At 69.1% G+C, this 22,923-nt stretch carries 18 protein-coding genes; 8 read left to right on the top strand and 10 right to left on the bottom strand.

Annotated features, from left to right (window positions below):
* Positions 1-48: 48 nt before the first annotated feature.
* Positions 49-864 carry an IS5 family transposase gene (locus tag ACIOGX_RS04220; RefSeq protein ID WP_401910138.1) on the top strand — a complete coding sequence of 272 codons (816 nt, stop codon included), beginning with the start codon at positions 49-51 and terminating at the stop codon, positions 862-864.
* A 224-nt stretch (positions 865-1,088) separates the two neighbouring features.
* Here ACIOGX_RS04220 and ACIOGX_RS04215 read toward each other — a convergent pair whose 3' ends face one another.
* Positions 1,089-2,495 carry an IS1380 family transposase gene (locus tag ACIOGX_RS04215; protein ID WP_401910136.1) on the bottom strand — a complete coding sequence of 469 codons (1,407 nt, stop codon included), beginning with the start codon at positions 2,493-2,495 and terminating at the stop codon, positions 1,089-1,091.
* Between the two features lie 213 nt (positions 2,496-2,708).
* Here ACIOGX_RS04215 and ACIOGX_RS04210 point away from each other — a divergent pair, with 213 nt between their 5' ends.
* From ACIOGX_RS04210 to ACIOGX_RS04195, 4 genes are all read left to right on the top strand, one after another.
* On the top strand, positions 2,709-4,229 hold the full coding sequence (locus ACIOGX_RS04210) for a hypothetical protein (protein ID WP_401910133.1): 1,521 nt from the start codon (positions 2,709-2,711) through the stop codon (positions 4,227-4,229).
* A complete protein-coding gene (locus tag ACIOGX_RS04205) occupies positions 4,216-4,362 on the top strand; it encodes a hypothetical protein (RefSeq protein ID WP_401910130.1) in 147 nt (48 codons plus the stop codon). Before ACIOGX_RS04210 ends, ACIOGX_RS04205 begins: the two co-directional genes overlap by 14 nt.
* Positions 4,363-4,749: 387 nt before the next feature.
* On the top strand, positions 4,750-5,643 hold the full coding sequence (locus ACIOGX_RS04200; RefSeq protein WP_401910128.1) for a hypothetical protein: 894 nt from the start codon (positions 4,750-4,752) through the stop codon (positions 5,641-5,643).
* Positions 5,640-10,040: a caspase family protein gene (locus ACIOGX_RS04195; protein ID WP_401910125.1), complete on the top strand. Its 4,401-nt coding sequence runs from the start codon at positions 5,640-5,642 to the stop codon at positions 10,038-10,040. The genes ACIOGX_RS04200 and ACIOGX_RS04195 overlap by 4 nt, the downstream gene beginning before the upstream one ends.
* Positions 10,041-10,610: 570 nt before the next feature.
* On the opposite strand, the gene ACIOGX_RS04190 is transcribed toward ACIOGX_RS04195, so the two are convergent.
* On the bottom strand, positions 10,611-11,057 hold the full coding sequence (locus tag ACIOGX_RS04190) for a MarR family winged helix-turn-helix transcriptional regulator (protein WP_401910539.1): 447 nt from the start codon (positions 11,055-11,057) through the stop codon (positions 10,611-10,613).
* Between the two features lie 95 nt (positions 11,058-11,152).
* Between ACIOGX_RS04190 and ACIOGX_RS04185 the strand changes: the two genes are divergently transcribed.
* Positions 11,153-12,418 carry an amidohydrolase family protein gene (locus ACIOGX_RS04185; protein ID WP_401910123.1) on the top strand — a complete coding sequence of 422 codons (1,266 nt, stop codon included), beginning with the start codon at positions 11,153-11,155 and terminating at the stop codon, positions 12,416-12,418.
* Between the two features lie 6 nt (positions 12,419-12,424).
* Here ACIOGX_RS04185 and ACIOGX_RS04180 read toward each other — a convergent pair whose 3' ends face one another.
* The gene (locus ACIOGX_RS04180; RefSeq protein ID WP_401759713.1) at positions 12,425-13,162 is read right to left on the bottom strand and encodes a MerR family transcriptional regulator; all 738 of its coding nucleotides are present in this window, start codon (positions 13,160-13,162) and stop codon (positions 12,425-12,427) included.
* Between the two features lie 47 nt (positions 13,163-13,209).
* On the opposite strand from ACIOGX_RS04180, the gene ACIOGX_RS04175 reads away from it, so the two are divergent.
* Positions 13,210-13,686 carry a DUF6194 family protein gene (locus ACIOGX_RS04175; protein WP_387012142.1) on the top strand — a complete coding sequence of 159 codons (477 nt, stop codon included), beginning with the start codon at positions 13,210-13,212 and terminating at the stop codon, positions 13,684-13,686.
* A gap of 7 nt (positions 13,687-13,693) precedes the next feature.
* Here the strand turns inward: ACIOGX_RS04175 and ACIOGX_RS04170 are convergent, their stop codons facing one another.
* Complete coding sequence (locus ACIOGX_RS04170; protein ID WP_356510739.1) at positions 13,694-14,674, bottom strand: D-cysteine desulfhydrase family protein; 981 nt, start codon at positions 14,672-14,674, stop codon at positions 13,694-13,696.
* 50 nt (positions 14,675-14,724) lie between these two features.
* A complete protein-coding gene (locus ACIOGX_RS04165; RefSeq protein WP_356510737.1) occupies positions 14,725-15,300 on the bottom strand; it encodes a GNAT family N-acetyltransferase in 576 nt (191 codons plus the stop codon).
* Between the two features lie 126 nt (positions 15,301-15,426).
* Between ACIOGX_RS04165 and map the strand changes: the two genes are divergently transcribed.
* On the top strand, positions 15,427-16,209 hold the full coding sequence (gene map / locus ACIOGX_RS04160; RefSeq protein ID WP_383971501.1) for a type I methionyl aminopeptidase: 783 nt from the start codon (positions 15,427-15,429) through the stop codon (positions 16,207-16,209).
* A gap of 238 nt (positions 16,210-16,447) precedes the next feature.
* Here map and ACIOGX_RS04155 read toward each other — a convergent pair whose 3' ends face one another.
* The 5 genes from ACIOGX_RS04155 to ACIOGX_RS04135 all read right to left on the bottom strand — a co-directional run bounded on the left by ACIOGX_RS04155 (position 16,448) and on the right by ACIOGX_RS04135 (position 22,795).
* Positions 16,448-17,542, bottom strand: a complete 1,095-nt coding sequence (locus tag ACIOGX_RS04155; RefSeq protein WP_401759708.1) for a glycoside hydrolase family 5 protein — start codon at positions 17,540-17,542, stop codon at positions 16,448-16,450.
* Between the two features lie 292 nt (positions 17,543-17,834).
* Positions 17,835-19,511 (bottom strand): hypothetical protein, encoded by a 1,677-nt coding sequence (locus tag ACIOGX_RS04150; protein WP_401910117.1) that lies wholly within the window; start codon positions 19,509-19,511, stop codon positions 17,835-17,837.
* Between the two features lie 287 nt (positions 19,512-19,798).
* Complete coding sequence (locus tag ACIOGX_RS04145; protein WP_383963496.1) at positions 19,799-20,350, bottom strand: HPP family protein; 552 nt, start codon at positions 20,348-20,350, stop codon at positions 19,799-19,801.
* Between the two features lie 227 nt (positions 20,351-20,577).
* Positions 20,578-20,949: a hypothetical protein gene (locus ACIOGX_RS04140; RefSeq protein WP_387011888.1), complete on the bottom strand. Its 372-nt coding sequence runs from the start codon at positions 20,947-20,949 to the stop codon at positions 20,578-20,580.
* A 37-nt stretch (positions 20,950-20,986) separates the two neighbouring features.
* Positions 20,987-22,795, bottom strand: a complete 1,809-nt coding sequence (locus ACIOGX_RS04135) for a serine/threonine protein kinase (protein ID WP_401910114.1) — start codon at positions 22,793-22,795, stop codon at positions 20,987-20,989.
* Between the last annotated feature and the right edge of the window lie 128 nt (positions 22,796-22,923).

Here is a 22,923-nt window from a genome sequence, read left to right as displayed (position 1 = left end):
TGAGGATGTCTCACGTGGTGCTTGGCTTGTCCGGCATCATGAGCGGTTGTGGGTGCTGATCTGTCGCAGCGGCTGGTCCCTGACGAACTCTGGGAGCTGGTCGCTCCGTTGCTACCGTCGTTCGCTGCTCGCCCGCAGGGCGGTGGGGCCGCTCCGTGTGACGAGCGTGCGGTGTTCACGGCTGTGGTGTATGTCCTGACCAGCGGTTGCGTCTGGCGGCATCTGCCGCCGACGTTCGGCACCTCTTCCGCGACGGCGCACCGCCGGTTCACGGCGTGGACCGAGGCGGGCCTGTGGCGTCGGCTGCACCGGGCGGTCCTGGATGAACTCGGGGCCAGGGGTGAGGTCGACTGGACCTCGGCGATCACCGACGCAGCGTCCGTCCGTACGAAGAGGGGGACCGCTGACCGGGCCGAACCCGGTCGATCGCGGCAAGAAGGGCAGCGAACTGCACGTCCTGTGCGACGCTCAGGGCATCCGCCGACCGTCGCGGTGTCTGGGGCGAACCTGCACGACAGCCAGACGTTCAAGCCGCTGATCCTGGCGGTACCGGACATCCGCTCCCGGCGTGGTCCGGGCCGACGGCGACCGGTCAAGATCCGTGCGGACAAGGCGTATTTCTCTGCGGACCACCTGGCCTGGCTCCGTGACCGCGGCCTGATTCCGCGGATCGCACGTCCGGGAATCGAGTCCGGCGAACGGCTCGGACGCCACCGCTGGAAGATCGAACGGTCGATCTCCTGGCTGTTCGGCTACTGCCGACTCACCGTCCGATACGAACGCAAGGGCAGTCACTTCCTCGCCTTCCTCGGCCTCGCCGCAGCCCTGACCTGCTACAAGAAGCTGGCAAAACTCACCACATGAAACATCCTCCAAGCCCTCCAAGAGAGTGAACGCGCTGTCGTCGCGCTGCGAGAACTGGACGGTAGACGCTAACCTCGCCGTTTCGGTTGGGGTGTTGAGGCGTCGCTGAGGGACAACTGCCGGATGACCGACGCGATTTCGGTGCTCGGACATGGTGGAATCCCGGCGCGGTGGTCGGGTTCTCCGGAGTCCTTCGGGTCGTGGGAGGGCAGGGTGGTTTCCGGTCAGCTGGCCGGACGGGGCAGTGCGGCGAGACGGTGGAAGGCCGCGACCAGTTCGTTTCTCCATGGCCAGGTCGCCGATATCCGCAAGCGCAGGCGTCGGCCGCCGCGGGTGAGGCGGGCAGCGACGTGCAGCAGCCGGTAGCGGAGCTTCTTCGGCTCGGCAGTGGCCAGCTCCCCGTCCAGCAGCAGGACGCGCGTCCAGGCCAGCAGATCGATCGCTGTGAGGCTGAGTTCGAGCCAGACAGCGTTGACGCCGAAGCCGCGGGAGGGGAAGCGGCCGAAGCCGGTGGTCTTGCCGCACCGGATGTGGTCCTCGACGGTGGCATGCCCGCGGTGGCGGACCTCCAGGAACTGGGCGGAGCCACCACCGGAGTACGGGGTGTCGGTGAGGAACACCTGATGTCGCAGGCCCTCGTCCTGATCGAACAGGGACATCTGGGCTCCGGGGTGCGGCCGCTCGCGGCGCACGATGATGCGGGTGCCGGCCGGGTAGCCGTCCAGATCGACCAGCCCGGTCAGCTCAGCAGCCTCTGCGCCATCACGCAGCGTCCCGTCCTGGTCCAGGGCGGGATGCCAGAGGCGGTCGGGCACCGAGCGGATCGCGCGGCGGACGGGCTCGGTGATGGCGTATCCGACTGAGAAGGAGGTACGGATTCCTCGTTTCCGCAGGTCGCGGACGTGAGTGAGGAAGGCTTTCGCGGATCCGGCACTGTCGGCGCGGACCAGGATGTCGATGCCGTGCCGGTGAGCGTCGGGGATCTGCGTGAGCGCCTGGTCGAGCATCGCAATGTGATCGGCGGCAGTGTTGGCTCCGGAGTTGCCGGGCCGCAGCCGTCCCGACACGGCCTCACCGGTGTTCGCGAGGAAACACAGCAGCGGATGGAAGCCGAAGCCGCCCTTATAGTTCGGGGCGGCCTGTTCCTTTTCCGAGTGACAGGCGACCAGCGTGGCGTCGAGGTCCAGGACCAGGCCGGGAAGTTCTTGTCCGCCGGCCCGAGCGGCAGGTATGCCCTCGCCGGTCTCGGCGGCCTGCATCCAGGCGACTTCCCGGGCCGTGGCGCGAGCCGCTCGCAGCGAAGCGAGTGCGGCCTCGTCGGTGTCGGCGAGCAACCGCCAAGCCGTGGGTGTGGAGGCGACCGGACCGAACACCTCGCCCTGGTCCCGCAGCACGGCCAGATCCGCGATCGCCTCACCGCCGTCGGCGAGCATCACCGCGAGATCGGTGGCGACCCGTCCCGGGTCGTGCCCGGTCCCGCGCGGCCGAAGCGGCCTGAGAGCGGCGGAGTACGCGGCGCTCAGACCAGTGGCATCCGCGAGATCCGCCAGCAACCGTGCCCCGGCATGCCCGACCACCCCCGAACCATCGGCACTGACATGGACCCTGGGACGCAACCCGATACCCTGCACGTAGAAAGTGCCCTCCGCCTGGACCGACAGAACCCCTCAGCAAGGTTCATCGTCCCAGGTCAGGAAGGGCACTTTCGCGTTTCCGCCCCCACGCCAGCCGTACCCAAGTGAAACGGCGAGGTTAGTCACTGGCGCGGCGCGGGACGGAGCCTGCATCGGGCACAGGCCGCCCTTGCTCACTTTCCCTGGCTTGAGGAGTGGGCGAAGCCGTCAGTGACGGTGAAGATGCGGTATCTGGAGACGCTGTGGGCGCAGGCGGCGCGGTTTGTAGACCCGGAGGAGCTTGTCGTGACTGCTGCCGCAACGGCTCTCCCCATGCCCGAGGTTCCGCACGCGGATCCGGCTTTCGCGGTGCTCGGTGGCAACAGTCGGGTGTCCAGAGCGCTGGTGGACCTGTGGCACCGGTGGCAGAGCGCGGCCGGGCGGCTCTGGGAAGGGCCGGGGACGCGTGCGTACCTGTCGTACGAGATCGTGCGAGGAATTCGCAGCAATCGGAAGGGCTATGACGAGGTCCGGGCCGAGACGGCGCGCCTGATTGCCTCTTGGGAGGAGCAGGCCCGGGCGGCAGCGGCGCCGGCGGACCGGGCACCGAGATGCCGGCTGACGGCGCAGATGCCGGAAGCATCCGAAGCTATGCCAAGTCATGGTGTCCGCGATTTCCTGGACGGGCTGGATACGTGGACGCTCGGCGTGCTGCTCACGTGGACCGTTGATGCCGACTGGGGCAGCGGAGTCCTCACCCTGGAAGTGCCTGATCTCGTCGCCGAACGGCTACTGAGCTCGGTGAGCAATCGTCCGTGCAGTCCCGCCGCTGCGGCGCGGGATCTGCCCGAACGTGACCGCGGTCCGGGAAGGCAGCAGGGCATCGTTCGGCCGGGTGTCTTCGATGACACCCCGGTCTTCGACCGTCGCCCGGTCACCCCCGATCACATCCGTGCGCTGCGCACACTTGGGCCAGGTGCCCACGAGCTTTACCTTGTCTTCTCGGCGGGCGGGGGAGCGGAAGTACTGCCTCTGGACACCATCGAGAAGCGGCTGGCCAAGGGGTGGCTGGGCGTCCTCATCGCAGGGGCCCGTGACCTGCCCGGAAGCGTGCTTGACCCGGAGGAGCCGAAACAGAGTCCCGAGCCGGAGGCGAGTGAGGCCCAGCTGTCCGGTCGCGGCGAGGGCGTCCACGATCTGCATTTCGGCGAAGGACTCGGTCTTGCCGATGGCACACGCCGGACCCTCCGCCAGACCTACGCCACCGAAGACCGGAACCTGAATCTTCGCCTGCTGGCCCTGGCGCGCAGCGCACACGACCTGAGAAGCCTGGACGCCGGACAGCCTGGAGGACTGCCGACGGCCGTATGGCACGGCCTGTTCACCGAGGACCGCCTCAGCCTCGCCCCTTTCCGGCAGCCCGGCAGTGATCGTTGGCGAAGCGGTAGCGGCCTCCCTCTGGGGCCCCTGGCTGCAGTCCAGGTCTACACCACCAATGCCAGCCCTCTGATCGAGGGCAAGGGCCACTCGCCGCTGTGTCGGCATGCCCACGAACGCGCGGTTGTGGCCGGAGATGACCTCCTCACGGTCGCCGACCTCATGGCGCGCACGGACTTGGACTGGTGCAGCAAGTGCGGGCGGCTATGCCATATGCAGGCTCAGCGACACTCAACTGTCCTACTACCGTGCGGCTCACCAACTGCACGACATCAAAAAGCGGCTCGACGGCGGGACTGGAGTGGCCGACACTGAGACCTCCACGGTGATCACCCGACTGGAGGAACTGGCGGCCTGGTCGCCGGTCGACGAGGAACAGTGGCGGGGCAGCGATTCCTGGCAATGGCGGGACACCATCCGCGAGCTCAGACGCAAGGTCACAAGGTGAGCCGCTACGGGATCGGTGGAGGCTCTATGCGTTGACTCCAACCGTGGTTTGGGGCTGGAGTTGAGTGTAGCGGGTGGTTTCGTCCTCGTGGGGCGGGACGTCTCCGATCCCGCTGTGGAGGCGCTTGTTGAACCAGTCGACCCGTTCCACGGTGCCGAGTTCTTCGACCGCAGCCCGCTGCCATCCAGAGTCGAAGTCTCCCTGGCCCCAAGCCCGTACGCCGCCTGTACGCCCTGTAGCGCCCCCGCGCGGCTCTCTGGCTGGTGCCTGGCCGAAGGGGTCGGCGCCGGAAGGGCGTTGGCAGGGGGCGTCTCGGACCGCTGTGTCCCATCGGTAGGATCTCGGGCCTACTCGGCACTTGACGGACCTGCGGGGGGAAGCAGACCGATGGCAGCTATCGTGATCGTGCACGGCGTCGGAAACCAGTACCTGGGCAAGTACACGCTGCACAGTAGCGTCGCGCCCGCGCTGCTGGACGGCGTACACCTGGCCGACGGCCCGCCGCTCAAGCCCGACGACGTGGAAGTCGCCTTCTACGGACATTGGTTCCGACCGCCCGGCACCACCTCCGCCAAGGGCGAACCGGCGTACGCCCACCGTGATGTGACGGATCCGTTCGAAACCGAACTGCTGCTGGCTCTCTGGCGGGAGGCGAACCGGCTGGAGCCGGACCGGGTGCCCGCGCCGGACCCGACGGGCACCGGCACGGCACGGAGCAAGGCCGCCGTACCGTACTCGGTGCAACGAGCGCTGTACGCGCTCAGCAGGTCGTCGTTCCTGGCGGGCGTGGCCGACCGTTTCCTGATCGGGGTCTTGAAACAGGTACACCGCTATCTCACCGACGACGTCGTCCGCGCAAGCGTCCAGCGGGAGATCGCCGACTGTGTGACCTCCGAGACCCGCGTGCTCGTCGGCCACTCCCTCGGATCCGTGATCGCGTACGAGGCGCTGTGCGCCCACCCGGAGTGGCCCGTCACGACCCTGGTCACCATCGGCTCTCCGCTCGGCATCCCCAACCTGGTCTTCGACCGGCTGCGCCCGGCACCCCGGGCGGGCCGGGGCGCGTGGCCCGGTGGGGTGCGCCGCTGGCACAACCTGTGCGACCGACGGGACGTCGTCGCCCTCGCCAAACGGCTCGCCCCTCTGTTCCCGGACCTGACGAGAACGGTCGACGACGTCCTCGTCGACAACGGCTGGCGGGCCCACGCCCTCGAACACCACCTCACGGCCGCCGAAACCGGCGCCGCCATAGCCGAGGGCCTGGCCGGGGGAGCGCGGTGACGGACACCGCCGTACCCCGGTGGGCGCTCGTCGTGGGAAACCGGGAGTACGAACACCTCGATCAACTGCCGTACGTCGACCTGGACCTCGACGTCATGGTCGGAGTGTTGTCCCGGCTCGGTTACGGTACCGCGCGCCGGGTCTCCGGCTGCACGACCGAGGGACTGCGCACGGAGCTGGCCGACTGGGCCGAGTCCGACGACGACCGAGGCGAGGGCACTCTGGTCCTCTACTACACCGGCCACGGCGACCGCAGCGCCGACGACCGCCACTACCTTCTGTGCAGGGACAGCCGCCCCGGGCGCCTCAAGGGCACGGCCCTGGCCACTGAGGACGTCGTCGGCATCGTGACGGAGACGGGCCTGCGGCGCCTCTTGCTGATCATCGACACCTGCTACGCCGGTCAGGGCTCCGTTGATGCCGTCCGCGAACTGGCCCGCAGCCTGACCGCGACGCGCGAGGCCGACCAGCACCGCCTGACGTCGTTCTCCGTCATCGCCGCCGCCCGGCCACTCGAACTCGCCGCGGACGGCGCCTTCGCCGCGGCCCTGCGCGACGCCGTCGACGACCCGACCCTCGGTGGCCCGCGCCAGCGCAAGCTGTTCGTGGAACAGGTCGTCGACCGGGTCAACGAACTGCTCGCCGAACGCAGCCCCGGCCAGCACGCGACCTTCGGCACCCTGTGCGGCGACGAGGTCTCGCTGTTCCCGAACCCCCGGTACGCACCGGACGTTCCGGCGGAGGGCGTCGACCTCTCCGAGCAACGCGTCGCGCTCAGCGCGGAAGGGCGACGGCGACGGGAGGAATTGGTCAGCCACTTCGGACCACGGGGTCGGGGAACCGAACGGGCGGCCGAGCGGGGGACGTACTTCACCGGGCGGCATGAAGCGTTGCGAGCCCTGACGGCGTGGGTGCACGGGAAGGAGGACGACGACGAGTACGTCATGCACAGAATGGTGACCGCGGACATCCGGCCACGCCGGATGGTGTTCAGTGCCCAGCGTCAAGTCGTGGTAACCGGCAGCCCAGGCGTGGGCAAGTCCGCACTGCTCGGCCGCCTTGTCGTGGAGAACTCCGAGGTCACCCGTCGGCCCGACCTGAGCGAACTGAGCGAACGGACCGGCCTGGCCGATCCACGAGACCTTGAGTGGCTTTTCGGCGTCTTCCAGGAAAAGAGGCGTATCCACGCGGCGATCCACGCCCGTCACAAACTGCTGTTCGACCTGGTCGCGGCGGTCGCGGACGCTGCCGGGCTGCCGGGCGGCACCGGTCGGGAGGAACTGCTGCATGCTCTGGCGGAGCGGTCCGAACCGCTCGTCCTCGTGATCGACGCCCTGGACGAGGCGGGCACGGCGAGCGGCGACGGCAGGGGCGGCGAGGCCGAACACATCGCCTCGGTGCTTCTCGCGCCCCTTGCGGAGATCCCGTGCGTACGGCTCCTCGTCGGCACCCAACCGAGGGTTGTCGAAACCCTGGGCCGCCGGTTCACCACCCTGGACCTGGACGACCCGCAATGGGGCAGCGTCCAAGACGTGGCCGATTACGCGCACAAGCTGCTCCGGGCCCCCGACGGTCTCGGCAGTACCGGAGCGTACGAAGGCGTCGCCGGCTCCCGGCAGGTCGCCGAGGCGATCGCCGTGCACGCCGAGGGCAACAATTACCTCGTCGCCCGCTTGATCGCCCGGGCTCTCGCCCACCGCCCCGATCCTCTCGACACCAAAACCCCTGGCTGGCGGCAGCAGATCCCGCGTCCCACGGACAGACCGTCCCTCACAGCCGGCCCCGCCTTCCGCTGGGCCCTGCGCGACCAGCTGCACGAAGACGCCGACCGAGCCCGTTCCCTGCTGCTTCCCCTCGCCCTGGCCCAGGGTGCGGGGCTGCCCAGTGCCACGGTGTGGCCGGCGGTCGCCTCGGAGCTGACGGGCGTCCCGGTGACGGCGGACGACATCCGGTGGGTGATGCGGGCCGCGGGCGCGCACATCGTCGAGGAACTGGACGCCGACGGTCGCTCGGTCTACCGCCTCTACCACGAGTCGTTCGCGGACGAGTTGCGCGCGGACGCGGCACCTGGTGCCCTGCTCGCCGTCACCCGCGCCCTGCTCTCCCTCGTCCCCACCGGCGCCGCAGCGGGCCTGCGCGACTGGTCCGGAGCGGACCCCTACATCCTGGCCCACCTCGCCACCCATGCCGCGGGCTGCGGCCTCCTCGACGACCTGGTGTGCGACCCGGGATTCCTGGTCCACGCCGAACCGACGGCCTTGCAACGAGGGCTGCCGACCGTACGATCCACTCCGGCAAGAGCCGCGCGGGCCGTCTACGAGCAGGTGGGGCCGGAGCTGTCCCGGGAACCCGATCCACGGGCACGGCTGGCCCAACTCCGGCTGTCCGCGCTCCAATCGGGCGCCCATGAGCTCACCGAAGCGGCAGGGGCCCGGGGCGGCGAGCGTCCGCCGTGGGACACCGAGTGGACCCTGCCCCTCGACGACAGGGCCGCGGGCTACCGGGCGATCGGCAGTTACGAGGGTGAGGTGACTGCTGCCGCCCTGCTGGAGTTCGACGGCCGGAAGGTGGTCGTCACGGCGGAGACCCCGAACCGGGTACGGCTGTGGGACTTCGCCACGGGAACGAGCCTGGGCGAACTGCCGGGCGCCGCCGCTCATCCCGTTCGGGCCCTCACCCCGCTGCCCGGAGCGGAGTCCTCGCGGCTCCTCGTACTGTCCGGTGCCCAGGAGGGGTTCGGTTCCCGGGCGGTGCTCGGGCTCTTCGATCTGCGTACCCTCGCCCCCTCAGGACCCTCGGTGCCGACTCGGGCGTTCGCGTGGGCGGTCACAGACGTCGAGGGCCGGCCCGTCGTGGCGCTGCTGGAACCCGGGGCGATTCTCCTGGTGGATCCGACCGACGGCAAAGGACTGACGCGTGTCCCGGTGCCCCACGTCGGACACACACCCCTGTGGTGGTACGGATCGCGCGGCGGCTGGCGGATCGGCATGGGCATGCGCGCGGGGCGACTCGTGGTGGTGATCGCTGGCAGTGACGTGGACAGCGTGGGCAACGGACGGATCTGGGAGTGGGCCGTCGACCCGGGTGCCGGGTGGCAGGTGACGAGGTCCTCCCCTCCACGCCGTGCCAAGGGCCACCTGATCCTTTCCGTGGCTGTATGGGAGGACAGGACGTGGGTGGTTTCGACGCTCGCGAATCCGCCGCTGGCGACGGATCGGCAGCGCCAGCGGATCGTGCGCAGCAACAACCTGGCCGAGTGGACGGAATACCGGCGGTTGAGCTGGGCGGAGCTCGTCTCGGCTCCCGGTGAGAAGTTCCTGCTCTGCTACGGAGAACCCGACGACGAGCTCGGTGTCGTCGGGCTCGACGGCCGCCTGCGGGCTGCCGCCACGGTCAGTGGATCCCCCGCGTTCTTCCGCCATGTCCGGACAGACACCCAGGGACATCACGTCCTGTCCTGGCAGGGCGACAGCCCCGCTCCGAGGGTGTGGACCCTGCGGTCACCGACGGGTCCGCCGAGTCGGCGTAAACACCGCAACAGGCTCCGGCCCACCCTGAGCGCTGGTCAGTACGCCGGCCGCCAGTCGTTCTTCGTCCTCGACAGGTTCCTTGACGCCGCCACGGGGGACGATGTGACTCCCCCGCGCGGGCACGCGGCCTCGAACCACCGCACAGTCGGCCACCGGGAACTGCCACCCCTGCGATACAGCTGGCAGGACATGTTCTGGGGCCCGACCCACGTGACCTTCCTCGGCAAAGACCCGCTCGACCTGCGGCTCCCGAACCGTCTGACACCAGGACTCGGCCGGCTCCAGGGCAAGGACGTGATCGTCGGCCCCCACAGCGACTGGTTCAGAGCATGGTCGTTGGACGGAGAGCTGATCGGGCAGTGGAGCACGCACGGCAACGGGGTACCGGTGCAGTACGTCGAACACGAGGGAAACCTGCTCGCCGCGGTGCCACACGCACAAGGCGGTGGGATCCAGGTCTACTCCTTCCCGGACGGCGCGCCCGGTTTCTCTCTGCTCAGGTCCTCCGTCCCTCGGCTGAGTGGCCATCACCTGGGCCTGTGGCGCGGCGAACCGGTGATCGGCGTCCTGCTCGACGGCGGAATCTCGGTGTTCCACGCCCTCTCGGGCAAGCCGCTGTGGCGCTACGAGGACATGAGCCACCGCCGGGCTTACCCGATCCTCCGGCTGCTGACCGTGCACGGCCGCCGCCTCGCACTCGTCGTCCGCCCCGACCAAAGCCTGACCTTCCTGGACGCCGACGCTGATCGAGTGGCCTTCCGTGTCCATCCCGGCGCCAGGGTGGACGCCGTTGCCCTCGCGGGCGAAGACCTCCTCGGTGTCCTCACCACGAAGGACTTCACCTGTCTCCGTCTGCCCGCCCACTGAGGCGACACTTCACCGGCCTCGCCACCTCACCCCGTTCCAACGTCCCGGATACGGCCGGATTCCGAGAGCCCGGCCGCCCCACCCTCGTCCAACAGACACGACTGTCGGATGAGTCACCGTTGCGCGGTGTCGTCCTTGCTGCTGTGGCGATCGCTGGCCAACGGAACGTGCCCCATGGGGACCAGTTGGGGACCACACGGTGTCCGCACACCTGAACGGCACGCACGTCGCCCCGCGCCATGCTCCCTAATTTCTAGCTGTATGTGCAGACAAAAGGGATGACCCCTGCTCCTGGGGGTCAAGGGGTCGCAGGTTCAAATCCTGTCGTCCCGACCAGCGTTTTCGCAGGTCGTAGGCGGTATCGGAGAAATCCGGTACCGCCTTTTCCGTTCTTCTGGGGACCAGTTGGGCGCCAGTTGGGGACCATGCGGTCCAGCGGCGGGGCCGGAGGCCGGCAGGACGGCCAGGCTGACAGGGGCGCGGCGGCGATGGCGATGACGTCGCGTCCGGCGGCGACGTCATCGAGGAAGGCTGTGGTGCGCCGGCCGCGCTCGATCGCTGCCGGTGGCGCTATTTCTGATCGGCGAGTTCCTGGTCGAGATTCGCGAGAAATCTGCGCAGCAGACTCTGCAAGGTCTCGATCTCCTGGGCGCTGAAGCCGTCGAGTGCCCGGTTATTGGTGTCCAGGAGTGCCGAGCGGGCCTGGGGCAGCTTCGCCATGCCCGCGTCGGTCAATGAAATCAGGCTCACGCGCCGGTCGTCGGGATCGGGTGCGCGTTCGATCAGTCCGTCGCGCTCCATGCGTGCCAGCAGCTGCGCCATGGACGGCTGTTCGATCCGGGCCAGTCGGACCAGCTCCTTCTGGGGGAGCGGGCCTCCCGTCGCCAGTGCGGCCAGCACCGGCACCTGTCCGAAGCTCAGCCCGAGCGGTCGCAGTCGGCGGTCGTTGAGCCGGGCCAGCACGCGGGCGGCGGTGTTGACCAGGGAAGCGGGCGGCGAACTCGGAGTTGGAAGCATCACGTGCACATTGTATAGGTGCCTATGTATGATGGATGCATAGGTGCCTATGTAATTGACCCTGACCTACGGAGACGCAGATGATCATTCGGAACGTGACTGTCGTCGACGGCACCGGCAGCGCTCCGCGGGCCGGGATGGATGTCCACATCGCGGACGGACGGTTCACGGACATCCGCCCGTCGAGCACTGAGAGTGCACCGACGCCGGCCGGCGAGCCGGTGCTCGACGGCCGTGGTGGCTATCTGCTGCCTGGCCTGTGGGAAGGTCACACCCACCTGAGGGACTACGGCGCGTCGCTCCCCCGGCCCGAGCGGACCGCCCACTTGCGGGACGTGCTTGCCGGATATCTCGCGGAGGGCGTCACGTCGGTGTGCGATCTGGGGGGTATGCCGGAGCTGAGTCCCGAATTGCGCGACGTGAGCAAGGCGGACAGCGCCATGGCGTCGCTGTTCACCACTGAAGTGGCGTTCACCGGTATCGACGGCTGGCCTGTGACCGGCCTCAAGGGTGACCGTTCGGGGGTCATGGAAGTGGGCAGTGCCGACGATGCACGCCGCTGCCTTCGGGGACTGCGGCTCAGTGAGGTCGACTACATCAAGTGCATGTTCGACGGCAAGCCCGGAGGCGGCCGACGACTGCCCCCGGAAGCGCTTGAGGTGATCATCTCCGCCGCACACACGGCAGGCAAAAAGGTATTCGTGCACATCGCGACGGGCACCGACATGCGGGAGGCGATCCAGGCGGGCGCCGACTGCATCGAGCACTCTCCGATCCCGCGAGACCCCCGCGACCTGAGCGAAGCCGAGCAACTCGCCGCCCTCATGGCCGAAGCGGGAACGCTCTACTGCCCGACGATCGCCACCTGGGAGCAGCTGGCTTTCGGCGCGTACCCCGATTACCTGGACCGGCTCGACACCGACGGCATTCTCACCCCGGACGAGGCCAAGGAGATCGCCGCACGTCCCACCTACGGTCAACCGTTTCCCAAGCACCCCGCGGACGAGTGCCGGATCCGATTCGACTACGCCATGCGTACGCTGCCGATCTTCCAGGAAGCCGACGTCAGACTCGTCGCGGGCAGTGACATCGCGAGGGTCATGCCCACACCCGCCCGCGCACTACGGCGTGAGCTGCAATTGTTCGCGAAGGCCGGCGTGCCGAACTGGGCGGTCATCGCCGCCGCCACCAGCCGGGCGGCAGAGAAGGTCGGTCAGCTTCCCACGAGGGGAACCATCACCGTGGGAAGCGTTGCCGACGCCCTCCTCCTGGACGCCGACCCCCTCGCGGACATCTCCCACCTGATCGACCAGCGACACGTCCGTGCCGTTGTCGGCTCCGGCCGCATCGCCGCTCGCTAGAAGCCGTCATTGTCCGGCGGGCGCCACGACGGCTGCCAAGTCCGCGCCCGCCCGGAGCAGCGCCACGGTCCGCATGGCGATCTGGTCCAGACGTCGCCGCAGGATGTGCTGGGCCGCTTCCAGACCGTCGAGCCGGTGCAGGGAGTCCATGATCTCGCGCACCGCCGGAATGCCGTAGCCGGCGCCGCGCAGGGCCGCGACGATTCTGGCCGCCCCGATCGCCGAGAGACCGTAGCGACGTGCCCGCAGTGACGTCACGCGCTCGGGGATGACCAGCCCTTCCTGCTCCCAGAACCGCAGAGCCGAAGGACGTACATGGAGCGCTCCGGCCAGCTCCGTGATCGTCATCGCGTCAGTCTCCCGCTCGAACGCGGATGTGTCCGCCTCGGCCTGGATCGCGCGCAGCGCATCTTGCGCCCGCAGGGCCTCGTCCCGTTCCCGCGCGAGCCGGACATGCACCGCGCTGATCCCCGCGGCAGCCTCCGCGATCGTCTTGGTTCGCAGCTCCGCGAGCAGCTGCCGGGCCTCGACGGGACCAACGGCACCGGCGAGTCCTCGATAGGCGCGAAGGGCGTGCACGTGAAGCGGCGTGTAGGAACGGTAGCCGTTGCTCGACCGAGCGGCTGGAGGAAGGACACCCAGCCGTTCCAGGTCGCGAACCTGCTGTACGGAATACCCCGACTCCCTGGCGACATCGACTGTTCGGAGCGGCCCCTGTTGTGGACCGCTCACCGGCTTCCCCATCGGCCAACCCCACATAAGCACTTGAAGGTGATGCTTGAACCATGAGTATGGAACAGATCATCGCGGCCGTGCGAAGCTTCGACGGCGCACTCGTCTTCAGCCCGGAACCGGGAGGCGACTTCCCCGAGCTCGTGTGGGGAGACGCGTTCTTCTACTACGCCCCCGACGGGCAGATGCCTCGGAACGTCCAGCCCTACGGGACGATCGTCACCAAGAACTACCCCGACGACACCGCTTCCGACCTTGATCATCCGGGCCGCCGGCGTGTGAACGTGCACGTCGACCGGACGACGTTCCGGGAGCTGACGGGGGAGGAGCCGCGCGGTCTCAGCCGCCCTCGCGACTACGCGGCGGCCGACAGTGTGGTGCCGCACCCGGTGTACGGCGCGCTCGGCTGGATCTCCGTCGTCAATCCCGGTGAGAGGACGACGGGCACGGTCGTGCGGCTTCTGCGCGGCGCCCACGACGCCGCGCGTGCCCGGTTCGAGCGGCGGCACGAACCGGGGGAAGCCGCCGGAGAATGAACCCCGCTCACACGGGGTCGTAGGACCGCAGCGCTGTGACGGATCGGTGCACGGTCTCCGCGTGTCCGAACAGCCCCGGAAGCCCCCCGGTGTGGAGGAACACGGTGCGCTCGCCCCGGCGGATGTCGCGATCCCGCACAGCGGCGATGAGTCCGGCCATGGCACGCCCGCTGTAGACGGGGTCCAGAACGATGCCCTCGGTGGCCGCGGTTGTCCTCATCGCTTCCAGGACCGGTTCATGGAGGACCCCGTATCCCGCGCCGACCTGGTCGGTACGGATGCGCAGGGAATCGGGAGCGATGCCGCGTGGGGTGAGCGGGCCGGCGAGCGCGGCCACGGTGGCGGCCGGATCCGCCACCGCCCCGCAGTGCACGCCGAGCACACGTTCCGCCCCGAGCGCACCCGTCAGGCCGGCCATGGTGCCCCCGGACCCCACCGCCACGACGACATGGTCCACATCGGGCAAGTGGGAACGGATCTCCTCGCCACCCTCGACGTAACCTCGCGCTCCGAGGGGACTTGAGCCTCCGAAGGGGATCACATACGGCCGCGCTCCGTCGCGGCTCAGCCGCCGGCAGACCTCTTCGGCCACGTCGGCCATGGTGCCGGGACCGCCGTCGCCGGCCCAGAAGACGCGGGCTCCGAAGAGGCTGTCGAGAACAAGGTTGCCGGAAGCGTCCGCCGCGCTCTCGGACGTTCCGGGAAGGACGAGTACGACATCAAGGCCCAGCCGGGCGCCCGCGGCCGCGGTGAGACGGGCATGGTTGCTCTGTTGGGCACCAGTGGTGACCAGTGTGTCCGCACGCGCCGCCACCGCGGCGCCGACGGTCCATTCCAGTTTGCGGACCTTGTTGCCGCCTCCTCCGAGGCCGATCAGGTCGTCCCGCTTGATCCAGAGGTCATCCCCGTCCAGGCCCAGGGCCGCCGCGAGGCGAGGCATCGGCTCCATCGGCGTGGGCCATGTCGACAGGGCGATCTTGTCACTCATGAAGTCTCCGTCCGGAGTGGCGAGCACGGTCGTGGGCGAACAGGGATCGCTCAGGAGCCATCCATGATCATCCGCCGTATGTGCAGATGACCCTCGCGGGGAAACGAGGGCGGCGCCGCGGGCAGGACCGTGTCGAGGTGGTACCCGCTCTTGTGCGCCACGCGGCAGGAGGCCGGGTTGTCCACCTGATGCAGGAGTTCCAGACGCTCCAACCCGTCGGCCCCCAAGGCGCGGAAGGCCCAGTCGGTGAGAGCCTCCACAGCGCGCGATGCCACCCCCCGCCCGCGGGCATGCGCCGCGGTCCAGTAGCCCACCTCGGCCGACGGCTTGCCGGAGGATGCCCCCTTCAGGACCACATGGCCCGCCAACTGCCTGTGGGGCGAGGCGGGTTGCGTGTCGAGAACCGCGAAACCGAAGCGGTCTCCCGCCGCCCAGCTCTGCTCCATGGCCCGCACCCACCGCATCGCACCGGCCTCGTCTTCCACGGCCGAGCTGGTCCAGCGGCGCAGTGTGGGATCCCGGAACACTTCGACGAGTGCGGCAGCGTCCTCCATGCGCCAGGGGCGGAGGACGAGGGCGGGAGCGGACGGCGTGGCGCCCGCATGCAGGGTGACGGTCTCGTTCACCGGCCGATCGTACGCGGCGGCGAGGGCGGCCACGCGGCTCGTGAGTGGCAGCCCGACCATGCCTCCAATTCCAGTACCGGTACAGTATGGCCGGTATAGTTATTGGTTGCACGAGAAGGACGCCGCATGATCGAGATCCTGAACTCCACCCTCCTGGCCCGAGCGAAAGACACAGGCGCCCTGGTCGCTGACATCCTTCAGACGCTGAAGAGCCGTAGCGTGATCGGCACGAACCTTCTGGACATCGACCGGTGGGCCAAGGCCATGATCGTCGAGTCGGGAGCGCTGTCCTGTTACGTCGACTACGAGCCGTCCTTCGGGCGCGGCCCGTTCGGCCATTACATCTGCACGGCCGTCAACGACGCCGTGCTCCACGGGCGGCCGTACGACTACACACTCGCCGATGGCGATCTGCTGACACTCGACCTCGCCGTCTCCAAGGGCGGAGTCGCCGCGGACTCCGCCATCAGCTTCATCGTGGGCGACGCGCGGCCCCCGGAGAGCGTCGCCATGATCGGTGCGACCGAACGCGCGCTGGCGGCGGGGATCGCCGCCGCCGGGCCCGGGGCTCGCATCGGCGACATCTCGCATGCCATCGGTACGGTCCTCGGCAAGGCGGGGTACCCGATCAACACCGAGTTCGGAGGTCATGGCATCGGATCGACGATGCACCAGGACCCGCATGTTTCGAACACCGGACGGCCCGGCCGTGGATACAAACTGCGCCCCGGGCTGCTGCTGGCACTGGAGCCCTGGGTCATGGCGGACACCGCTCAGCTCGTCACCGATGCGGACGGGTGGACGCTCCGGAGTGCGACAGGCTGCCGGACGGCCCACAGTGAGCACACCATCGCCATCACCAAAGACGGAGCCGAGATCCTCACCTTGCCGAAGCACGCGCAGCCGTGAGGCCGGAGCGCCCGGCTTCCGTGGAGAAGAACTCGTCCTGGAACCCGTTGTTTCCCTGGAGCCGGTCGGACGAGATCGTGGTCGGCGGCGCCGGCGCGGCGAACCGCAACTCTCCTCCGGCCAGGCGCTGTTCGGGAAAGAGCCGGGGCCCTCTTCCCGGATCCGGATCCGGGAAGAGGGCCCCTCATGTGCCACTGCCGTCCGGGCAGGGTTCCAGGCGGGACTTTCGCCACACGCCCTAGAAGCCGCCGCTGCGGATCCGGTCGCGGATCCAGATACCGGCCTCCTTGAGGACCGAGGTGCCGGTCCACTGGCCGCGGGCGCAGGTGCCGGTCTTGAAGACGGCGCCGGACCGGTTGTCGTCCGAGTAGTTCCAGTTGGTCCAGCTGATCTTCTTCTGGGCCATCAGGTCGATGTACTGCTGCGACTGGGCGAAGTCGTTGGCGCCCTCACCCGCGTAGTTCTGGGTGCCGAACTCCGTGACGAACATGGGGATGCGGTCCGCGGCCCGGGACAGTGTGTTCAGATACTCGGACTTGTGGGACGCGGCGTAGAAGTGGAACGTGTACATGATGTTGGCGGCGTTCACCGGGTTGTTGACGACCTCGGTCTCGTTGGCGCCGTCGGAGACGCCGAGTGAGGACCAGGCGCGGGTGCCGACGAGGACGACGCCGTCGGGGTCCTGGGCCCGGACCACCGGGATGATGGTCTCGGCATAGCTCTTGATCTGCGGCCAGGAGACGCCGTTCGGCTCGTTGGCGATCTCCCACAGGACGTTGACCTTGTCCTTGTGGCGGCGCGCCATCTCGGTGAAGAAGGTGCGGGCGCGGGCGGTGTTGGCGTTGGGGTCGCCCGGGGTGAGCTGGTGCCAGTCGACGATCACGTACAGGCCGCGGGCGGTGGCCTGGTCGACGATCCGGCTGGCGAGGTCGGTGAACCTGGTCGGGTCGGTCTCGTAGCCGCCCTCCTGCACATAGGTGGAGACGCGCAGGATGTCGCCGTTCCAGTCGTTGGCGAGGGCGTCCAGTGAACCGTCGGTCACGCACTGCGCGTACCACTGGGTGCCGTGGGTGCTCATCCCGCGCAGTTGGATCGGGGTGCCGGAGGCGTTGCAGAGCTTGGTGCCGCAGACGCGGACCTTGCCGTTGACGCTGACCGGAGTGTCCGCCGCGGGGGCGGCCTGGGAGATACGGTCCTGGCCTGTGGCCGGGGCGGATGCGCCGGCCTGTGCGGTGGCGCCGGCCTGTGCGGTAGCGCCGAGGCCCAGGAACAGGGCTCCGGCCAGGGCGAGGGCGGCGGTGGGACGCAGTCTCTTGAGGAGCGATGGGGACATGGCAAGACCCTTCATGATGCGGACATGACAAATCCGTGGTGGGGGTCCATGGATGTGGTGCGCTCCACGGGGGTGGCGGTTAAAAGTTAGGATTGTTTACAGTTAATCGTCAAGGGCCGGGTAAAGACTTGGTACAGACCCCGGCGCCCGGGGCGAACTTCCGCCCCGGGCGCCGTCGTTGTCGCTGTTGCAGGCTCTGACCTGCGGACACACAGGTGTGCGTACGGGTCCCGGTGGCGCGTGGGACGCATGGGAGATCTGGGGCGGACGGTCCCGGATGTGGTCCTGCCGGTCAGGTCGGGATGGGCTTGGTCCGCGTGCAGTTCTTCCATTCGACCCAGGGCCGGGCGCCGCCGCTCTGCGGGCCGGTGGCGTAGGTCGGGTCGCCGGTGATCGTTTGTTCCTTGGATTCGTGGGTGATGTCGATGCCGAAGAGTTTGAAGCCGAGGCTGACCTGTCCGGCGGAGATGCCGAAGCCGATGCCGAGGGAGGCGTTCCACCAGTCGGTGTTGGCGTTGTAGTCGAGCCGGGAGAGTTTGCCCTTGTCGTGCATCAGGCGCTCGATGGGTCCCGCGTCGTCGTCCAGTGCTTCGGCGGCGTCGGAGGGGGTGGGGAGCGGGTTGCTGGCGGGGGCGTCGCCGCGTCCGCGGAGCCAGTCCTCGACGGCGGTGCTGTCGGTGTCGTTGTCGAGGGTGACCTCGGCGGACTCGGTGTGGATCTTCGACTGGACGGTTCCGCCGCCGCCCCCGACGTCGATCGTCACCGGACCGGCGTTGGCTCCCGCGCCGGTCTGGATGCCGGGGCCGTCTCCGGATTCCTGGCTGGTGGTGATCGTCAGCTTCTGCGGGTGGTGCGGCTTGTCGTCCTTCTCCTCCTGGTCGTAGGCCGCCGCGTCGTAGGTGACCGCGACCTGCTGCATCCTGCTGCCCTTGGCCTGGGCGACCCCGCCCGCCGTACCGCTGACGGAGAAGGTGTAGACGAAGGTGATCTTCCCGGCGTCCGGGCCGGTCTTGGCGCGCATGACGACCACGTCCTCGGTCATCGCGCCCGAGAGCCCCTCGAAGGAGATGCTGCCGAGGTCCTTGGGGCCGTCGGCGCCCTTGCCGTCCTTACCGCCCTTGGTGTCCTTGCCGCTCTTGCCATTGCTCTTGAAGGTCTTTCCGAAGCTCACACCACCGGACGCCTCGGTCGAGGTCTTGGTGATGTCGACATCCGGCGCCAACTCGGGATCGAGATCGGGTTTCTTGGTGGCGGCGTCCTGTTGGCAGGCTCCCATCGCCGCCCCGGGGTTGTACCCGCTCTGGAATTTGCAGCCGTCATTCGCTCTGAGGTACGCGGCGAACTTCTGCGCGTCTTCGAGGTTGGCCGCCAGATCCGCCTGGGGGTCGCCGCTCTTGTTCCCGTTGAAGAGCCACTGGCCGCCGTTTCCGCTGCCCTTCAGATAGCTTCCGCTCAGCGAGGCGCTGCCGCCCCAGTCCTTCAGTCCGGGGATGCCCGCGGAGATGCTCGCCGTGACCCCGCCCGAGGTCTCGTTCACCCGTTCCAGGGTGACGGTGCCGTCCGACCACTGCTGGAGCTTGACCGTCTCCGAGCTGCTGATCTTGATGAAGGCCACCTGGATGACGACGGTGGCCTTGGTCTGGTCCTGGGACAGCAGACACTTCGCGGGCTCGAACGGGTCCCCGTTGGGCACGAAGGGGTCGTCGGGCCCGCCTCCGCCGTCGTCGCCTCCATCGCCCCCGTCACCGTCTCCGTCGCCCGCGTAGTCGCCGGAGGAGCAGGCTTCGGCGCCGCTCAGCGGGTGAAGTATGCGGCACACCGCGCTCTTCAGCCCGGTCGCCTCGTCGGCGGGCACACTCAGCCCGACGATCCCCGCCACGACCAGGGACACCACCCCCACCATCGCCGCGTACTCGGCCCCGCTCTGACCCCGGTCTCCGCGCCGGCGCAGGCCCTGGCCACTCCGCACCTCATCATGCTCATGCCATATGCGGAGCCTGTCGGAGCCCTTCATCTGCTCTCCTCGCCAGCGTCATCACCCGTTCCCCCGAGCGACAGCAGCCTAAGGATGGGTCCGGGCCCAAACGCAGGGCCCGGGGGCCCAGTCGGGGGGCCCAGCCCGCCGACGGGCGTGGCCGGACAGCCAGTTGGGGACCGCGCGGTGTGCGCGGTGGCGCGCGGCGGGACTCGGCCGCACCCCGCACCGGGGAATCAACCAGCGGTTGCGAGACGCCGGTTGAGGCCGCTCTCTCCGGCTCACCACCAGGCGGTGGGATACACCTCTCGCTGCACACGGGAGGAGACCACCTGCACCAGGACGAGCAGCGCCGCGCCCGCGGCCAGCAGGGGTACGAAGCGGGTGGCCTGCGGTTCGGTGAGCATGATCATGACGGCGGTCGCCATGGCCGGTGGATGGGCCACCTTGCAGACGAGCCCGAGACCACAGGCCACGCCGCAGGCCAGCGCGGCGGCCCAGGGGCCGTGCCAGCCGAGGGCGAGGACCGCGAAACAGACGAGACAGGACAGCAGATGTCCACCGAGGACATGGCGGGGCTGCGCGAGCGGCGAGGCGGGAGTCGCCGTGACGATCGCCGTCGTGGCCGCGAGGGGCGGTATCAGCACCGTCTGGTGCGTGAGCGTCCCGACGGCCACCAGAACGGTCAGCGCGACCGATGTGGTGACAGCCGCCGACGCGACCGTACGCCGGGGTGGCCTCGGCTCGGCGACTCTCCACCACCGGGCCCGGGGCTTCTTCGCGGAGCGGGCGTCGTCGTCGGTTTCCCGTATTCCGGACTGGCTGTGCGTCATGAACGCGACGCCCCCGAGTCGGTCCGGACGTACGTGTTCAGGGCAGGCGAAATCGACACAGGACTCCTCGGAGGCGCCCCGCACTTCCGGCCCACGGCGGCTCGTCGTCCATCAAGTCGGGGAACGCTCCGACATCCTGACGTCCTGGATCACCGAGCGTCCAAGAGCGCTTCTCGATCGGTTGATCGACGCCGCCGATCAAAGACCCCGTCCACGGCCGGGGCCGGTCAGACCACCGTGCCGCCGCAGGTCCCGTGGCCGCCGCAGGAGTAGCACGTGTACCGCATGCATCCGGTGCACACCCCGATGTTCTCCAGGCGGTATCTGTCCCCGCAGCTCTCGCAGAAGGCGCGCTCGCGCAGCATGGCCGACCAGCCGTCGCTGCCACCGATGGCGTCGTACGAGGCGGCGACGTATTCCGCCCAGGTGATGTCGTGATCGGTCCAGTGCTGGAGATGCCAGGAGTACAGCGTGAAGAACGCCTTGCCGGTCACCAGATGGTCGCGGCCACGACCCTCACGGATCCACATCTCGGCGAGCTTCCCGAGCCGCTCCTCGATGGTCGGGCCGCAATCGAAAACCACGTGGTTGCTGTTCATCGCCGCATTATGCGGTCGGACACGCCCTCTTCGTGGCTCAGGCGTGGAAGCCGTTGCACACGATGGTCGTGTACTTCGTGGGTCCGCCTTCGACGTGGTACAGCACCACGGTCCAGTCGCCCCGGTCGTCTCCGACCGGGATCGCGTCGACGGTCCGGTTGTCGAAGTGGGCCCGGAAGTCCTTGGGGTAGCTGAGCTTGATGGTTCCGCCCGACGACCACTGGGAGTAGAGGTCCACGGGTTTGCTGGTGAAACCGATGCCCTTCGCCGTCGACCGGAGGGGGCGCCCGGTGGTGCGGTCGGTTTCGTGCGGGGGCCGTATCCCCACGGACACGTAGTACGGCGCGGGACGCTTTCCCTCGCCGGCGTCCTTGGGGCGCAGCTCCACCGAGGCCGTGTCCGAACCGGTGGTGTGCGAGACGGAGGACCGCAGGTCGGCCGGCGGAAAGGACTCGGTGAGACTTGCCAGGTCGCACGAGCCGATGCCCTGGGCGGCCTGTTCCGGATCGTCCGACAGGGTCCAGCGGTCCTGCGAGACGCGGTTGTTCACGATGTGGTCCGGCGGCCCCTCCGCCGGTTTCGCGGTGGCCGGCGGACCCTCCGCCGGTTCCCTGGTGGCCGGCCCGGACGCGGCGGCATCGGTCGTGGGTGTCGCGCCGGAGTCCTCGCCGTCCTCTCCGGGGAGCAGCCAGACCGCGACCGGCACGAGGAGCGCCACCACGCATACGGCGAACAGGGCTCCACGACGTCCGCGCCGGGCGGGCGGCCGGTGTTCCGGCTCGTCGTTCGGTGTGGTGTCGGAGTACGCCCAGAACGCGGTCCCCGCCGCCGGTGCGGGAGCGGGCTGCACCGGGCCGCGATCCGCGAGCGGTGCAGATGGTGCCGACGTGACAGGTGCGACAGGTGTGACCGTCCCCGGTTCACGCTCAGACGGCACGTGCGCGCCCGCGCCGGACGAGGACGGCGGGCTTTTCACAGGCCCGGACAGGGGTACCGGGTCGGTATCGCGGGCCACCGAGCGGTAATGGGCATCGGCGGCCAGCGCCGAGTCCACCGCGCATCCGGCGATCACCGCGGCCAGTGCGGGCCGTTGCGCCGGGTCCTTGGCGACGCACCGCCGGATCAGCGCGGCCAGATCGTCCCGTACGCCCGTCAGATCGATGTCCTCGTGCACGGCCCGGTAGCTCACCGCCGCGGCGTCGCCCACCCCGTACGGAGGCCGGCCGGTCGCCGTGTAGGCGAGCGTCGCTCCCAGCGCGAAGATGTCCGCCGCCGGGCCGACGTCGTTACGCATGACGACCTCGGGCGCGGCGTATCCCGGTGTCCCGGGGGCGAATCCGTCCCGGGTGAGAATCGTCTGTTCGAGTCCTCGGGCGATGCCGAAGTCGATCAGTTGCGGTCCTTGCGGCGCCAGGATGACATTCTGCGGTTTCAGGTCCCGGTGCGTGACCCCGTGGGCATGGACCGCGGCCAGCCCCTCGGCGAGCGCGGCGAGCAGCCGCAGAGCGCTCTCGGGCGGGAACGGGCCGTTCACGCCCACGGCGTCGCGCAGTGTGGGGCCCGGTACGTACTCGGTGGCCAGCCAGTACGGAGACGTGTCGAGCGACGCCTCGATCAACTGGGCGGTGTAGGCGCTGCGTACGGTTTCCACGGTCGCGGCTTCCCGCCGGAACCGGGCCAGCGCCTCGGGGTGATCGCTGATCTCGTCACGGATCACCTTCACCGCCACCAGCCGTCCGCCGGGCGAACGGCCGAGGTACACCTGTCCCATGCCGCCCGCACCGAGCCGGGCGAGAATGCGCCACGCGCCTATGCGCTCGGGATCCTGAAGTCGCAGCTCATCCACCTGCACGACTCTGCCATACCCCGGCATCCGGCGGACCCGAAGGAGGCACAAAAGCCCGGAGCCCGGCGGGGGATGGTCCCCGCGCGGCAGCCGCGCCGGGGGAGCCCCCGCCCCGACGCGCGCCAAGG

The sequence above is a fragment of the Streptomyces sp. NPDC088147 genome (assembly GCF_044741565.1).
Classification (GTDB): Bacteria; Actinomycetota; Actinomycetes; order Streptomycetales; family Streptomycetaceae; genus Streptomyces.
Note: the sequence above shows the minus strand (reverse complement) of the source record. Positions and strands in the feature narration are given on the sequence as shown.

Bases quoted from the DNA above. Each gene is read 5' to 3' on its own strand.
- ACIOGX_RS04145 (WP_383963496.1), bottom strand. From the start codon at position 20,350: ATGACGCACAGCCAGTCCGGAATACGGGAAACCGACGACGACGCCCGC.
- ACIOGX_RS04190 (WP_401910539.1), bottom strand. From the start codon at position 11,057: ATGCTTCCAACTCCGAGTTCGCCGCCCGCTTCCCTGGTCAACACCGCC.
- ACIOGX_RS04200 (WP_401910128.1), top strand. From the start codon at position 4,750: ATGGCAGCTATCGTGATCGTGCACGGCGTCGGAAACCAGTACCTGGGC.
- ACIOGX_RS04180 (WP_401759713.1), bottom strand. From the start codon at position 13,162: ATGGGGAAGCCGGTGAGCGGTCCACAACAGGGGCCGCTCCGAACAGTC.
- ACIOGX_RS04175 (WP_387012142.1), top strand. From the start codon at position 13,210: ATGGAACAGATCATCGCGGCCGTGCGAAGCTTCGACGGCGCACTCGTC.
- ACIOGX_RS04170 (WP_356510739.1), bottom strand. From the start codon at position 14,674: ATGAGTGACAAGATCGCCCTGTCGACATGGCCCACGCCGATGGAGCCG.
- ACIOGX_RS04140 (WP_387011888.1), bottom strand. From the start codon at position 20,949: ATGAACAGCAACCACGTGGTTTTCGATTGCGGCCCGACCATCGAGGAG.
- ACIOGX_RS04155 (WP_401759708.1), bottom strand. From the start codon at position 17,542: ATGTCCCCATCGCTCCTCAAGAGACTGCGTCCCACCGCCGCCCTCGCC.
- map (WP_383971501.1), top strand. From the start codon at position 15,427: ATGATCGAGATCCTGAACTCCACCCTCCTGGCCCGAGCGAAAGACACA.